The following is a 12,762-nucleotide window of genomic DNA, read 5'->3' on the forward strand; positions in this document are numbered from 1 at the left end:
GCTTCTTCCTGGTCCTCCCGGCCCGCCGTTACCCGAAAGCCTCGCCTGATGCGGATGCCCCGACTGCGCCTGACCCATCCCTGGCTGGCGGCCCTGCCGGCTCTGGCGCTGCTGCTGGGCGCGCCCGCCGCGCCGCGCGCCGCCGGGCTGGTCTATGTGCTGAACTCGGGCGACGCCACCATCCAGGTGCTGGATGCTGAGACGCGGGCGGAGGTGCGCCGCATCCCCGTGCTGCGCGAGGTGCACCACCTGGCCCTGACGCCGGATGGCAGCACTCTGATGGTGGGCGATTCCGGCGCCAACGAGATGCTGATGATCAACCCCGCCACGGGCGAGCTGATCCGGCGCGAGGCACTCTCCAACCCCTACCACCTGGGCTTCAGCCCGGATGGCCGCTTCCTGGTCATCACCAGCCTGCGGCGGGACCAGGTGGACATCTACCGCTGGGACGGCGCGGCGCTGACCCTGGCCAAGCGCCTCGGCATGCCGGACATGCCGAGCCACCTCGCCTACAGCCCGGACAACCGCGTGGTCTATGTCACCCTCCAGGGCAGCGGCACCGTCGCCGCCATCAGCCTGGAGACGCTGGAGCCGCTCTGGACCGTGCCGGTGGGGCCGGAGCCGGCCGGCATCATCTGGCACCGGGACAGGCTGCTGGTCGGCATCATGGGCAGCGACCACGTGGCGGTGCTGGACCCCGCCACCCAGGCGGTGGAGCGCACCGTCTCGGTCGGGCGCGGCGCGCACGCGCTGTTTCCCTCGCCGGACGGCAGCACGATCTACGTCACCAGCCGGGTGGACAGCCGTATCACCCTGCTCGACCCGGCCAGCCTCGAGGTGGTGCGCAGCCTGAAGGTGCCGGGCGGGCCGGACTGCATCAGCATCGACCCGCAGGGCCGGCTCTGGGTGACGCTGCGCTGGCAGGGCCGCATCGGCGTGCTGGATGTCGAGACCGGCAAGCTGGAGACGCAGCGCGTCGGCCGCTCGCCGCACGGCATCCTCTACGCGGCCGCGGCCAGCGCCGCGCCGGAGGTCGCCGGGAACACGGCCGCCGGAAGCGCCGCTCCCGCCACGCCGGCGGCTACCGCCAGCCCGGCGCCGGCGCCCGCCGTGGCCCCTGTCACGGCTCCGGCGAAGGCGCCTGGCACGGCCCCTGGGGCTGCCCCGGCGGCTGCTCCGCCGCCCGCGCCCGCAGTGGCCGCTCCGCCCGCCGGGGCGCCGGCCGCCCCGGCCCGTTGAGCGGCATGCCGGTGCCATCCTCCCGCCGGGGCCTGCTGCGCGTGGCGCTGGGCGGGCTGGCCGCCCTGCCGGCCGCCAGCCAGGCCCTGGCGCAACTGCCCCTCTCCAGGCCGGCCCTGGCGCAATGCCGCGCCGGCACGCTCTACCTCACCATCGACACGGGCTGGGGCCGGGAGGCGGAGGACATCGCCGCCGCCATGCGCGCGCGGGACGTGCGCGCCACCCTCTTCGTCGCCGACGAGCCGGATTTCCGCGGCGGCCGCACCCTGGGCGAGGGCTGGGCGCCGTTCTGGCGCGCCCGCGCGGCGGAGGGCCACGCCTTCGCCAGCCACACCTTCCGCCACTGGTATTTCGGCGCCGATCCCGGGCCGGGGCGGGTGCGCTACGCCTCCCGCCGCGGGGAGGGCGCGGCGGTGCTGGACGGCGCCGGCCTCTGCGCCGAGCTGGCGCGGCCGGTCGATGCGCTGCGCGCCATGGCGCCGGAGGCCCGCATCCTGCCGCTGTGGCGCGCGCCGGGCGGCCGCACCAGCCCCAACGCGCTGCGCCTGGCCGCCGCCTGCGGCCTGCGCCACCAGGGCTGGACCGCGAACGGCTTCCTGGGCGACGAGCTGGACAGCGCCGCCCACCCCAACGCCGCGCTGCTCGCCCGCGCCCTGGGCGCCATCCGCGATGGCGAGGTGCTGGTGATGCACTGGGGCGTGCGCAGCCGGCGCGAGCCCTACGGGCTGGTTTTTCCCGCCTTGCTGGACGGGCTGCTGGCGAAGGGCTTCTGCTTCGCCACCCTGCCGGCCCAAGGTGCTTGAGAAGACCGGGTGCTTGAGAAGGCCGGGTGCCTGAGACGATACGCGGTGCCTGAGGAAAGAGGAGGGCGCGCATGATCGACGCGCTGCAGGATGCCTGGAACATGGGCCAGGGCTGGCTGTTCGAGGTGCTGGTCCAGCCCGCGCTCTACGCGCTCGGCCTGATGGAATGGGCCGAGGACGCCTTCGAGTGGATGAACTTCGCGCTGTTCGGCGTGGTGCAGGTGCTGGTGATCTACGCCGTGTGCCGGCCGCTGGAGGCGTGGAAGCCGGTGGAGCCGCGCACCGACGGGCGCAGCATCCGCACGGATGTCTTCTACACCGTGCTCACCCGTCTCGGGCTGCTGCCGCTGCTGGCCTTCATCGCCTTCTCCTCGCTCGGCGCCTGGTGGGAGGCCTCGGTGGCCGACAGCGGCTGGGTGCCGCCGACGCTGGAGACCCTCTTCCCCATCCTGCGCGACTGGCCGCTGCTGGCGCTGGCCGTCTACATCGTGGTGCTGGATTTCGGCGAGTACTGGCGGCACCGCTTCCAGCACACCTTCGGCTGGTGGTGGGCGCTGCATTCCATCCACCACGCCCAGCGCCAGATGACCTTCTGGACGGATGACCGCAACCACATCCTGGACGACGTCATCGGCGCCGTCTGGTTCGGCGGCATCGCGCTGCTGATCGGCGTGCCGCCGGGGCACTTCCCCATCGTGGTGCTGGTGCTGCGGCTGGCGGAGGCGCTGAGCCACGCCAATGTGCGCCTCTCCTTCGGCCGGGTGGGGGAGCGGCTGCTGGTCTCGCCGCGCTTCCACCGGCTGCACCACAGCGAGCTGGCGCCCGGCGAGGAAGGCCGCAACTACGGCGTTCTGCTGCCGGTGTGGGACTGGATGTTCGGCACCGCCGATTTCCGCCGCGACATCTTCCGCCCCACCGGCGAATCCTCGCTGCCGGAGGCGCTGGCCACCGGCGGCTGGTGGCGCCAGCAGGTGCTCGGCCTGCGCCGCATGGGCGCGGCGCTGCTCGGCCGCGGCTGAGCCGCGCCGCTTGACGGCGCCGCCCGGGCGGGGAAGGTGAGGGGGATGAGCGAAGACCCCCGCATCTCCTCCCCCGCCGCGCTGCGCAACCGCGACCCCATCCTGGCGGTGCTGCGCCGCCACCTGCCCCCCGCCGGGCTGCTGCTGGAGATCGCCAGCGGCGGCGGCGAGCACGCGGCGCACTTCGCCGCCCACCTGCCCGGCTGGACGGTGCAGCCCACCGACCCGACGCCGGAGGCACGCGCCAGCCTCGCCGCCCGGCTGGCCGAGACGGGCCTGCCCAACCTCCGCCCGCCCCTGGCGCTCGACGTGCGGACGCCGGACTGGCCGGTGACGCGGGCGGATGCCGTGCTCTGCGTCAACATGATCCACATCGCCCCCTGGGCGGCGACGCCGGCGCTGATGGCGGGCGCCGCGCGCTGCCTGCCGCCCGGGGCGCCGCTGCTGCTCTATGGCCCCTACCGGCGGGGCGGCGCCCACACCGCCCCCGGCAACGCCGCCTTCGACGAGAGCCTGCGCCAGCGCGACCCGGAATGGGGCGTGCGCGACCTGGAGGCGGTGACCGCCGCGGCCGTCGCCGCCGGCTTCCGCCCCGGCCCGGTGGAGGAGATGCCGGCCAACAACCTGATGCCGCTGTTCCACCGCGCTGGCTGAGCGCGCGCGGCGCCGCCTTCACCGCGCCGCAAGCATTGCCGCGCCATCCTGCCGGACGGGCGGACGATGCCGGGCCAGGAGGGCGGAGCGATGCGCGGCGGATGGATGATGCGGGGCCTGGGGATGCTGGCGCTGGGCGCGGTGCTGGGCACCGGGCTCGGCCCGGCGCTGGAGGGGTTCACGGCGGCCGGCCCGGCCCGGGCCGAGGCGCCCATGCCCCGCTTCGCGGCGGCCGACCCGGCGGCGCTGTCGGCGGTGGAGCAGGCGCGCGGCCCCCTGCTGGTCCGTGTCCGGGCCAACGGCCTGCCAGTGGAGGTCGAGACTCTGCGCCTCGACCTGAACAGCGATGGCGAGCCGGAGATCCTGGCCCGCCTCTCCACCCCGCGCGGCTGCGCGCCGCTCGGCCGGGCGGATTGCCCGATGCTGGTGCTGCAGCGCCAGCCCGATGGCCGCCATGTCGAGATCGGCACCTTCTTCGCCGACCGGGTGCGGCTGGCCGGCGAGCGCAGCCAGGGCTGGCAGGATCTGGAGATGCGCTTCGTCAACGGCCCCTGGCGGCGCGCCGCCTGGAACGGCACGCTCTACCGGAGCACGCGCCGCTGAGCCTTTTCGGTTCGGACTCGTCACAAAATCTTGAGCGGGCCCGGCCGCCCCGGCTTGGCTCTGGCCATCCTCCCGCCACGCCCGCAGGCTGAAGGCGCGGCCCGCAAGAGGCCGCCCATGAAGCAAGCCCTGTGGAGGATATGCCGTGAAATCCCTCTCCCGCCGGTTCCTGCTCGGCGCGGCCTGCCTCGGCTGTGGCGGCGCGCATCTCGGGTTGCGCGCCACGCCGGCCCAGGCCCAGTCCACCTCGTCCCCGCGCTGGAGCCCGCCGGCCTCGGGTGAGCGCTGCCCCTCCCGCTGGGGCCCGCAGGACCGGCGCGGCAGCATGAACCTGATGACGCCGGAGCGCGCCAAGCGCGCCGCCGGGCTGGTGCGCAACGGCACCATGGTGGAGCTGGGCCACACCCTGGCGCAGACCATGCCCTTCTTCGGCACCCGCCGCTTCGACGTGCACCTGAAGCGCACCTTCATGAACCCCCAGGCCAACCGGCGCGGCAGCAACGAGGAGCTGGTGGTCTCCGAGATCGGCCAGGTCGGCACGCAGCTCGACGCCTTCCCGCACCAGACCATCGGCGACGAGGTGTACAACTGCGTCAAGTACGAGGACATCGCCGGCCGCGACGGCTTCCGCGAGATGGGGGTGGACCGGGTCGGCACCATCTTCACCCGCGGCGTGCTGATCGACGTGGCCGGGCTGAAGGGGGTGCAGACCCTGCCCGACGACTACGAGATCACCGTGGCCGACCTGGAGCAGGCGCTGCAACGGCAGGGCGTGGCGCTGGAGGAGGGCGACGCCGTCATCATCCACACCGGCTGGGGCCTGCTCTGGGGCCGCGAGAATGCGCGCTACGTCGCCGGCTGCCCCGGCATCGGCGTGGCGGCGGCGCAGTGGATCCTGCAGCGCAACCCGATGCTGATGGGCTCCGACAACTGGCCGGTGGAATGCGCGCCCTCCAAGACCATGCCGGATGCCAGCCTGCCGGTGCATCAGCTGGCGCTGGTGGTGCATGGCGTGCACCTGCTGGAGAACATGAAGCTGGACGAGCTGGCGCGGCGCGGCCAGTCGGAGTTCGCCTTCATGCTGCAGCCGCTGAAGATCAGCGGCGGCACCGGCTCCACCGTGGCGCCCACCGCCATGTTCTGAGCGTGCCGCGGCGCCGCGCTCAGGCGGCGCCGATGGCGGCCTCCGCCAGGTTCAGCTCGGCGCGCAGCAGCGCCAGCGCGGCGGCGGCGCGGCGGTGGCCGGCCACCGCCTGCGCCACCCGCTCCGGCATGGTGGCGTAATGCTCGTAGCTGCGCGCGATATAGGCCGGGAGGTCCATCACGTTGAGCTCCCGGTCCCCCTTGCCGGTGATCGAGCCGCGGAAATGCAGGTGCCCCCGGAGGCCCAGCCGGCGGCCGATCTCGGGATAGACGGGCCAGACCGGATGATTGAGCAGCCGGTCGCCCAGCGCATCGCCCAACTCGCCGGTGTGCTCCTCCACCAGGCCGAGCCGCCGCAGCACCGCATGGGCGATGTCCGAGATGACGTAGGGCTTGGGGTGGATCACGGTGTGCATGAAGGCGCGGCCCCGCCAGCCCTGCAGCAGGGCGGCGCCGTCGAGGCCGAAGCCCGCCATGTGGGCGGTGAAGGCCTGGCTCGCCAGCGCGAACTCGTCGAAATAGCCGAGCCGGGCATAGACGAAGCTGTTGAACATGCGGGCCGTGCGCTCGGGCGGCAGGCCGGCCACGAAGGCGGCGGCGATCAGGGCGGAATTGCCGGTGCCCATCGGCCCCTGGATGTTCCCCGCGGTATCGCCGAGGGAGACGCAGTCCGGATGGTAGCCGCCGAAGGTCACGCCGGGGATGAAGTGCAGGTTGGCGTGCGCCGCCTGCGCCAGCGCCTGGCGGCGCAGCGGCCCGAAGCGGGCGCCGCCGATCGGCTGGACGAAGGCATGGTCGTAGCCGGGAATGGCGGCGGCGATCTCCGTCGCCTGGCGGGCGGTATCCGGGCGCGTGGTCGGGAAGTGGTCGATCCGCGCCCCCGGCAGCCAGATCTGGAGCGCGTCCCGGAAGGAGCCCGTCTGGCAATTGCCGATGAGCAGAATTTTCATCTCGACGTCTGACACCTCTTCAGGACCCGTGGCGCATCGCCCGGCGCCTTCGGCCGGGCAGGCAAACATTGGAGAATGGCGGCGCCTCAGCGCAGGCTGCGCTCGATCTCCTCCTCGTCGCAGATGATGTCGAGGTTCTGCGCGTATTCGGCGGCATAGTCCTGCCGCAGGGAGGGCGGCACCGTGCCAGCCCCGGGATCGGACGGCGGCGGCCCGGCGGGGGGCTCCTCCGGCAGCGGAAAGGGCTCGGCCGCCGCGGCCTCGCCATCCTCCTCCTCCGCCAAGCGCAGCAGGTGCCGGCTGAACACGTCCATCACCGCCGCCACACCCTCCGGCGTCACGGAGCGCAGATCCTCCTCGTAGTACCGGCCACGGGATTGCGGGCCGGTGATGATCTCGAAGGAGGGGAAGTAGAGGACGCCCGGCAGGCCGTCGGCCACCTCCTGCGCGGCCACCCGCAGCACGGACTTGCTGTAGACCGTGGCCGGCAGCACGTGCTGCGCCGTGTAGGTGGCGATCAGCGAGACGGGCGAGACCGTCAGGATCACCCGCACCCGGGGGTTCACCGCCCGCAGGCGGGCCAGGAAGGTGGCGAGGTCGGCGCGCGTCTCGGCGGCGGTGAAGTTGTGGAAGGCATAGTCCTCCGCCGGCCGGCCCGCGCCGACCACGCCGGGCGCCAGCGGATAGGCCGCGCCGTCCAGCCGGCTGACCCAGCCCTCCGTCAGCCCCAGGGTGAAGACGAAGACGTCGCATTCCTCGAAGGCGCGGCGGATCGCCTGCAGATGCGGCTCCCGCGCCCGCCGCACCGCCTCCGAGCTGTCATGCCCCGTCTCCAGGATGCGTGGGCGGAAGGCGTCGACATACCGCCCGTCCGGCCGCTGCCAGACATCGTCCTGCGGCTCGAACAGGCCGTAGGCGCGGTTGAAGGTCTGCAGCAGCTGCCGGCAGGTGTAGATGTTGCCGTAGCGGGCGGAGAACAGGTCGTAGCCATGCGGGTCGGCCTCCGGGTCGCCGCCGCTCTCCGCGCGGAGATAGCTGAAGCCCTGCGCCACCAGATGCCGCGCGATGTGCTGCGCGAAGCAGCTTCCCGCCGTGGCCACGGCGTCGCGCGGGCCGATGGTGAAGGGGGTGCCGGCCAGCGGATCGACCGCATCCCGCGCCGCCGGGCGCGAGACGGCGCGCGACCAGAAGGCGTGGTCCGGAAGACCGAGATAGGGATTCGTCAAGGGGTCCACCCGCCATGGTTGCGGACGCCCCGTCATGGCGCCCGCGCGCTTTGTGGCGCGGGCCGGGCGGGTCGGTCAATCGCTCCCCAGCCCGGCCAGACGCCGGGCCTTGCGCAGCAGGCGGGCGGCCAGGGAGGGGCGCTCCGTCACCTCCCGTGCCTCGCCGCCGCGGCTGACCACGAAAGCCCTTTGCGGGGCCGGTGCCAGACCCCAGAAATCCAGGATGGCATGGGTGGAGGAAAGGCCGACATCCAGCATGTAGGGGCCGGCCTCGCCGATCCGGCCCTCATGCTCCTGCGCCTCGCCGGGCGGGTGCAGCGGCACGCCATGCGCCAGGCTGTCGATGCTGTAGGCCTCGACCAGCCGCCGGCCGTCCGGCGCCAGCCACAGCCGGTGCGTCACGCCATCGGCCGTGGCGCTGCCGGCGGGCTGCTCCAGGTCCTGCCCGTGCAGCGCCAGCCACTGCTTCAGGATCTCGTCGGCATTGGCCGGGGCCACCGTCCGGTCCGCGGCACCCTGCCAGACGGATATCCGCGGCCAGGGCCCGGCATGGCCGGACGCGGCCCGCACCGGCGCGGCCCGTTCCTCGGCGCTCAGGATCTTCGGTTGGAACATGGCCTCGAAGGCCTGCGGCACGCTGGCGGCGGCGCCATGGGGCAGGCCCGCGAGAATGGCCCCTGCCGCGAACACCTCCGGATAGCAGGCCAGAAGGGCCGAGCTCATGCCGCCGCCCGCCGACAGGCCGGTGACGAAGACGCGGTGCGGGTCCAGCCGGTGCTCGCGCAGCATGTGGTCCACCATCTGGCGGATGGAGGCGGCCTCGCCGGAATCGCGGCGCGTATCGTCCGGGGCGAACCAGTTGAAGCAGCGCTTGGGGTTGTTCTCGCTGCGCTGCTCGGGCAGCAGCAGGGCGAAGCCGAGGCGGTCCGCCATGGCGGACCAGCCGCAGCCGCGGTCATAGCCCGCAGCGGTCTGGGTGCAGCCATGCAGCGCCACCACCAGCGGCGCGCCGGGGCGGAGCGCGGCCGGCACATGGACGAGCATCCGTAGCGCGCCCGGGTTTTCGCCGAAATCGGCGATCTCGTTCAGGCGGCCATCATCCGCGGGGCCTTCCGGCGCGCCGACGAACAGGCGGCTCCAGCGCTGGCGCAGGCGGATCAACCTGTCCAGGCCATGCAGCGCAAGCGTCACGGTCATCCTTTCAGCGTTGTGCGCGCCTCCGCTCATCCGGGCGGCAGGGCTGCTCCCGGCACCGCGGAGGAAACCGCGCGGAAGGAAGCCGGGATCAGGCCCCTTCCTTGCTTGGTTGCAACGCACAAACACTGCGATGGATGCTGCGGATCAGGTCCGGCAGGTCCTTCGTGTCCACCGGCGTGGCGGCGACATAGCGCGAGACGATGTTCGCGGTGATCACCAGCGCCGCCGGAATGGTCCGTGGCGGGGCATCCTGCGCCCCGAGCGCCAGAATGCCACCGGCGACCGGCAGGTCCGGCGGCACGGGCAGCGGCGGAAAAGCCAGGGATGGAGAAGGCAGCGGCGGAGAAGGCAGGGGCGGCGTGTCCTCCGCTTCCGGCGCCCCGGCATCCGCCGGCATCTCCGCCGCGGCCATGCCGGCAGGGACTGCCGCCGGAGGTGGTTCGGCGGCGGGCGGCTCGGACGCGGCGATGTCGGAAGCGGTGACATCCGCGGCGGCGGGAGCCGGCGCGGCAGGAGCAGCGTGCGCCTCGGGCGCGGGAACCGCCACGGGCCCGGGCTGTTCCAGAAGATGCCGGAGCGTGGCGGCCGTTTCGAAGAAGCCATCCTCCCGCATGATCAGCCAGGGCTCGCCCTGGATCCAGAACACGCGCCGTTGCATCGACAACACAGCCACCTGTTGTGCATCAGCCGCGATCAGGCGGCAGCCGCGCGCCTTCGCAATGGCGGCCTCTTCAGGCGTCAGGTTCACGAAACTTTTGTCCTCCGAAGCCGGTCCATGCGGGAGCGGTGGGTTCGCTTCTCGGCGGCCCGCTGTTGGATACTAACATGACTGGTGAAGCGATATGATAACCGCATGCGCGGAAGAATTGATAGAATTTGTTTTGATGGCGATGAATTAACGCGCTTCGTCCGTTTTTTTCTACAGTTGTTTGCGGTCCGCGCGCGAAGTTGAGAAGCGCCATCCCCTCCTCCCGTCAAGGGGCCGGGGAACGGCGGCGTCCATGCTGTGTTACCTCGGCATGCAAGCTCTTCTGTTCCACAATCCTTCCGCGGGGCAGGGCGACCATTCCCTGCGGGAGCTCACGGCGGCGCTCGAGAGAGCCGGCCTCTCCTTGCGCGTCTGCCCCAGCAAGGGCGAGGCCGTCGCCAGCGCGCTGGAGACGGCGCCGGATCTGGTCATCGTGGCCGGCGGCGACGGCACGGTCGGGCGCATCGCCACGCGGATGCCCAGCAGGGCCCATCTGGCCATCCTGCCCTTCGGCACCGCCAACAACCTGGCACGCTCCCTGGGGCTGTGGGATTCGCATCGGGCCTTCGCCGAATCCTGGAGGCAGGCCCGCCAGGTCCGGCTCGACCGCGCCTTCGTGGAAGGCCTGGGCGAGCGCCAGCGCTTCCTGGAGGCGGTGGGCTTCGGTGCGCTCGCGCGCGCTGTGGACCATGCCGACAAGAGCGGCACGGAAGGCATCGAGGCCGGGCGTGCCGCCTTCCGCACCATCCTCTCCCATGCCGAGCCGCGGCGCTTCCGGGCCCTGCTGGACGGCGAGCCATGGGAAGGGGAAAGCCTGTTCGCCGAAGCCATGAACATCCCGCTCTTCGGCCCCAACCTGGCCATCGCGCCGCAGGCCCGCCCCGGAGACGGCCGGCTGGACCTTGTGGTGCTGCCACCCGAGCGGCGCGAGGCCATGATCGCGTGGCTGCACGCCCCCGAGCAGGGGCCGCCGCCCACGGTGAGCCGCGCCGCGCATGAGATCGTCCTCTCATGGCCCGCCGGTCCGGTGCGGCAGGACGACACGTGCCGCGACGAGACGCTGCCCGAGGAAATCCGCCTGGGGCTGGAGCAGGAGGCGCTCACCGTGCTGGTTCCCGCCGCGGCGGAGCGCGTGGCATGAGCGCCGCCGGAGCCGGGCTGCCGGATGGGTTGAGCCCCGCCCTTCTGGCCGAGATCGAGGCGATGGCGCTGGAACTGGCCCGTCTGGCCGGGACGCAGATGGCGCAGGCGCTGGGCCATACCCTGGCCGTGGAATACAAGAGCGATCCCGCCGGGCAGCTCAGCCTGCGCGACCCGGTCTCGGAAGTGGACCGCGCCGTGGAAGTGCTGATGCGCGCCCGGCTGGCGGAGCGCTTTCCCGACCATGACGTGCTCGGCGAGGAGATGCCGGACCGCCCCGCCTTCGGCAGCCGCTTCGTCTGGGCGGTGGACCCCGTGGACGGTACCGCCAACTTCATCAACGGCTTTCCGCTTTTCTCCGGCTCCGTGGGCGTGTTGCTGGACGGCCGGCCGATCGCGGGCGCGGTGTGGTGCGCCTCGAGCCACGCGCTGCGCGCCGGTGTCTATCACGCGACGGCGCAGAGCGCGCTGCGCTTCGAGGAGGAGCCCGTCGCCCGCGCCTACAATCCGGCGATCCGCCGGCGCCTCGCCGGGCTGGCAAACCATGCGCCGAACATTCCCTCCGCCTGGGAGGTGCGGCGGACCGGCTCGGCCGCGATCGAATGCGCCTTCATCGCGGCGGGGCTGCTGGAAGTGGCCCGGTTCGAGCGGCCCAATGCCTGGGACGTGGCCGGCGGGTTCGCGCTGGTGCAGGCGGCGGGGGGCACCATCCGCACCCTTGGCGCAGAAGGGTGGGAGGATTTCGCGGGGTTCGGCGCCGCCGAGGAACTGGCGGGCTGGCGCCGGCCCGTGGTGCTGGGGCGGGCCGAGGCGGTGGAGCTGCTCTGCGCGGCCACCCGCTGAAGGCGTGGAGAGGAGGGAGAGCGGCGTGGCTCTCCCTCAGGCGGAGGCGGCGGTCAGTTCAAGCTGGCATGGCGCACCAGCGCCACCAGCTCGGCCGGAAGATCCTGGTCCTGCTCCAGCGCGGCAGGCTGCTCGAGATTGGCCCGCAGCCAAGCATCCAGCGCCCGGTCGGGCAGGCTGCGGAGGGCGGGCGGAGCTTGCGTCTTCATCGTCTGTGGCCTGTCATCAGTCACGGGCTTCGCCCTCCCGGGCGCTTGCGTCTCGGCAGGATAACGGAGCGGAACAACGTACGGTTGCGGCTGCACCGTCATGATGACCGACATGGCGAAGGCGTAACCTTTCTGCCACAGCACCGGCCCGGGCGGCCGCCGCCCTCAACCCGTGGCGTGGGCGAAGGTTTCGGCCAGCCCTTCCGCCAGCGGCCGGGGCGAGACCCCCAGCGTGGCGCGCATCTCGGCGATGTCGAAGGCCTTGTCCTCGGTCAGGCGGCGCAACTCGTCCGGGCCGATGCGCGGCAGGCCGGGCACCAGCGCGGCCACGCGGCCCAGCAGGACGAGCGGCGCCAGCGGCATGGGCAGCACCGGCGGCGCCCGGCGCCCGGCGGCATGGGCCACCGCCGCCAGGAAATCCCGGTAGGCGACGGGCTCCGGGCCGGCCACCACCAGGGTGCGGGGGGTGGGCCAGTCGCGGTCCAGCGCCGCCAGCAGGCAGGCGGTCAGGTCGTCCTGGTAGATGGGCTGCACCAGGGCGCGGCCGCCCCCCGGCAGCGGCGCCACGGGCAGCCGGCGCAGCAGGGCCGCCAGGCGCTGCACGTTGTTCTCGCCCTGGGCGCCGTAGATCATGGTGGGGTGCAGCATCACCCCCGGCTGGGGCCCCGACAGGAAGGCGGCCTCCCCGGCACGCACGCCATCGCCATGCGCATCCGGCCAGCGCGAGAAGCGGCGCGTGGAACCGATCAGCACCAGCGTGGCATCCGGCGGCGCCGCCCGCTGGATGGCGGCCGCCCAGCGCGCATGGGCGGTGGAGACGATGCGCTCCGCCCCCTCCAGCGCCCGCGCCAGCGCCGTGTGGTCGCCGATCTCGGCCAGGCGGGGCTCGAGCGGGATGCCGCGCGCCGCCCAGCGGGCCGGATTGCGCACCACGGGGATGACGCTGTCGCCGCGGGCGAGGAGGGCGCGGCAGAGGGCCGCGCCGGTG

At 73.1% G+C, this 12,762-nt stretch carries 15 protein-coding genes; 8 read left to right on the plus strand and 7 right to left on the minus strand.

Annotated features, from left to right (window positions below; genetic code table 11):
* Positions 1–48: 48 nt before the first annotated feature.
* The 6 genes from ACZJYS_RS17250 to ACZJYS_RS17275 all read left to right on the plus strand — a co-directional run bounded on the left by ACZJYS_RS17250 (position 49) and on the right by ACZJYS_RS17275 (position 5,462).
* Positions 49–1,239: a YncE family protein gene (locus tag ACZJYS_RS17250; RefSeq protein ID WP_493179728.1), complete on the plus strand. Its 1,191-nt coding sequence runs from the start codon at positions 49–51 to the stop codon at positions 1,237–1,239.
* Positions 1,240–1,244: 5 nt separating this feature from the next.
* Positions 1,245–2,042, plus strand: a complete 798-nt coding sequence (locus ACZJYS_RS17255) for a polysaccharide deacetylase family protein (protein ID WP_493179729.1) — start codon at positions 1,245–1,247, stop codon at positions 2,040–2,042.
* A gap of 71 nt (positions 2,043–2,113) precedes the next feature.
* The gene (locus tag ACZJYS_RS17260) at positions 2,114–3,061 is read left to right on the plus strand and encodes a sterol desaturase family protein (RefSeq protein ID WP_493179730.1); all 948 of its coding nucleotides are present in this window, start codon (positions 2,114–2,116) and stop codon (positions 3,059–3,061) included.
* A gap of 45 nt (positions 3,062–3,106) precedes the next feature.
* Positions 3,107–3,715, plus strand: a complete 609-nt coding sequence (locus ACZJYS_RS17265) for a DUF938 domain-containing protein (protein WP_493179731.1) — start codon at positions 3,107–3,109, stop codon at positions 3,713–3,715.
* A 90-nt stretch (positions 3,716–3,805) separates the two neighbouring features.
* Positions 3,806–4,318, plus strand: coding sequence for a hypothetical protein (locus tag ACZJYS_RS17270; protein ID WP_493179732.1), 513 nt, complete (start codon positions 3,806–3,808; stop codon positions 4,316–4,318).
* Between the two features lie 145 nt (positions 4,319–4,463).
* Complete coding sequence (locus tag ACZJYS_RS17275; protein WP_109517287.1) at positions 4,464–5,462, plus strand: cyclase family protein; 999 nt, start codon at positions 4,464–4,466, stop codon at positions 5,460–5,462.
* Between the two features lie 19 nt (positions 5,463–5,481).
* Here ACZJYS_RS17275 and ACZJYS_RS17280 read toward each other — a convergent pair whose 3' ends face one another.
* From ACZJYS_RS17280 to ACZJYS_RS17300, 5 genes are all read right to left on the minus strand, one after another.
* Positions 5,482–6,411: a WcbI family polysaccharide biosynthesis putative acetyltransferase gene (locus tag ACZJYS_RS17280; protein ID WP_493179733.1), complete on the minus strand. Its 930-nt coding sequence runs from the start codon at positions 6,409–6,411 to the stop codon at positions 5,482–5,484.
* An 86-nt stretch (positions 6,412–6,497) separates the two neighbouring features.
* Positions 6,498–7,637, minus strand: a complete 1,140-nt coding sequence (locus tag ACZJYS_RS17285) for a GSCFA domain-containing protein (protein WP_493179734.1) — start codon at positions 7,635–7,637, stop codon at positions 6,498–6,500.
* A gap of 75 nt (positions 7,638–7,712) precedes the next feature.
* Positions 7,713–8,834 (minus strand): extracellular catalytic domain type 1 short-chain-length polyhydroxyalkanoate depolymerase, encoded by a 1,122-nt coding sequence (locus ACZJYS_RS17290; RefSeq protein ID WP_493179735.1) that lies wholly within the window; start codon positions 8,832–8,834, stop codon positions 7,713–7,715.
* 88 nt (positions 8,835–8,922) lie between these two features.
* Positions 8,923–9,582, minus strand: coding sequence for a hypothetical protein (locus ACZJYS_RS17295; protein ID WP_493179736.1), 660 nt, complete (start codon positions 9,580–9,582; stop codon positions 8,923–8,925).
* Positions 9,566–9,796 (minus strand): hypothetical protein, encoded by a 231-nt coding sequence (locus ACZJYS_RS17300; protein ID WP_493179737.1) that lies wholly within the window; start codon positions 9,794–9,796, stop codon positions 9,566–9,568. The genes ACZJYS_RS17295 and ACZJYS_RS17300 overlap by 17 nt, the downstream gene beginning before the upstream one ends.
* A 57-nt stretch (positions 9,797–9,853) precedes the next feature.
* On the opposite strand from ACZJYS_RS17300, the gene ACZJYS_RS17305 reads away from it, so the two are divergent.
* A complete protein-coding gene (locus ACZJYS_RS17305) occupies positions 9,854–10,723 on the plus strand; it encodes a diacylglycerol/lipid kinase family protein (RefSeq protein WP_493179738.1) in 870 nt (289 codons plus the stop codon).
* Positions 10,720–11,565 (plus strand): inositol monophosphatase family protein, encoded by an 846-nt coding sequence (locus tag ACZJYS_RS17310; RefSeq protein WP_493179739.1) that lies wholly within the window; start codon positions 10,720–10,722, stop codon positions 11,563–11,565. Before ACZJYS_RS17305 ends, ACZJYS_RS17310 begins: the two co-directional genes overlap by 4 nt.
* A gap of 53 nt (positions 11,566–11,618) precedes the next feature.
* Here the strand turns inward: ACZJYS_RS17310 and ACZJYS_RS17315 are convergent, their stop codons facing one another.
* Both ACZJYS_RS17315 and ACZJYS_RS17320 read right to left on the minus strand, forming a co-directional pair.
* On the minus strand, positions 11,619–11,774 hold the full coding sequence (locus ACZJYS_RS17315) for a hypothetical protein (RefSeq protein WP_493179740.1): 156 nt from the start codon (positions 11,772–11,774) through the stop codon (positions 11,619–11,621).
* A gap of 165 nt (positions 11,775–11,939) precedes the next feature.
* A partial coding sequence (locus ACZJYS_RS17320) for an NAD-dependent epimerase/dehydratase family protein (protein ID WP_493179741.1) occupies positions 11,940–12,762 on the minus strand: 823 nt, incomplete at its 5' end.

Source organism: Roseomonas sp. TS2, assembly GCF_058833935.1.

Bases quoted from the DNA above. Each gene is read 5' to 3' on its own strand.
- ACZJYS_RS17300 (WP_493179737.1), bottom strand. From the start codon at position 9,796: ATGGCGCTTCTCAACTTCGCGCGCGGACCGCAAACAACTGTAGAAAAA.
- ACZJYS_RS17305 (WP_493179738.1), top strand. From the start codon at position 9,854: ATGCAAGCTCTTCTGTTCCACAATCCTTCCGCGGGGCAGGGCGACCAT.
- ACZJYS_RS17310 (WP_493179739.1), top strand. From the start codon at position 10,720: ATGAGCGCCGCCGGAGCCGGGCTGCCGGATGGGTTGAGCCCCGCCCTT.
- ACZJYS_RS17265 (WP_493179731.1), top strand. From the start codon at position 3,107: ATGAGCGAAGACCCCCGCATCTCCTCCCCCGCCGCGCTGCGCAACCGC.
- ACZJYS_RS17315 (WP_493179740.1), bottom strand. From the start codon at position 11,774: ATGAAGACGCAAGCTCCGCCCGCCCTCCGCAGCCTGCCCGACCGGGCG.
- ACZJYS_RS17255 (WP_493179729.1), top strand. From the start codon at position 1,245: ATGCCGGTGCCATCCTCCCGCCGGGGCCTGCTGCGCGTGGCGCTGGGC.
- ACZJYS_RS17260 (WP_493179730.1), top strand. From the start codon at position 2,114: ATGATCGACGCGCTGCAGGATGCCTGGAACATGGGCCAGGGCTGGCTG.
- ACZJYS_RS17270 (WP_493179732.1), top strand. From the start codon at position 3,806: ATGCGCGGCGGATGGATGATGCGGGGCCTGGGGATGCTGGCGCTGGGC.
- ACZJYS_RS17290 (WP_493179735.1), bottom strand. From the start codon at position 8,834: ATGACCGTGACGCTTGCGCTGCATGGCCTGGACAGGTTGATCCGCCTG.
- ACZJYS_RS17250 (WP_493179728.1), top strand. From the start codon at position 49: ATGCGGATGCCCCGACTGCGCCTGACCCATCCCTGGCTGGCGGCCCTG.
- ACZJYS_RS17280 (WP_493179733.1), bottom strand. From the start codon at position 6,411: ATGAAAATTCTGCTCATCGGCAATTGCCAGACGGGCTCCTTCCGGGAC.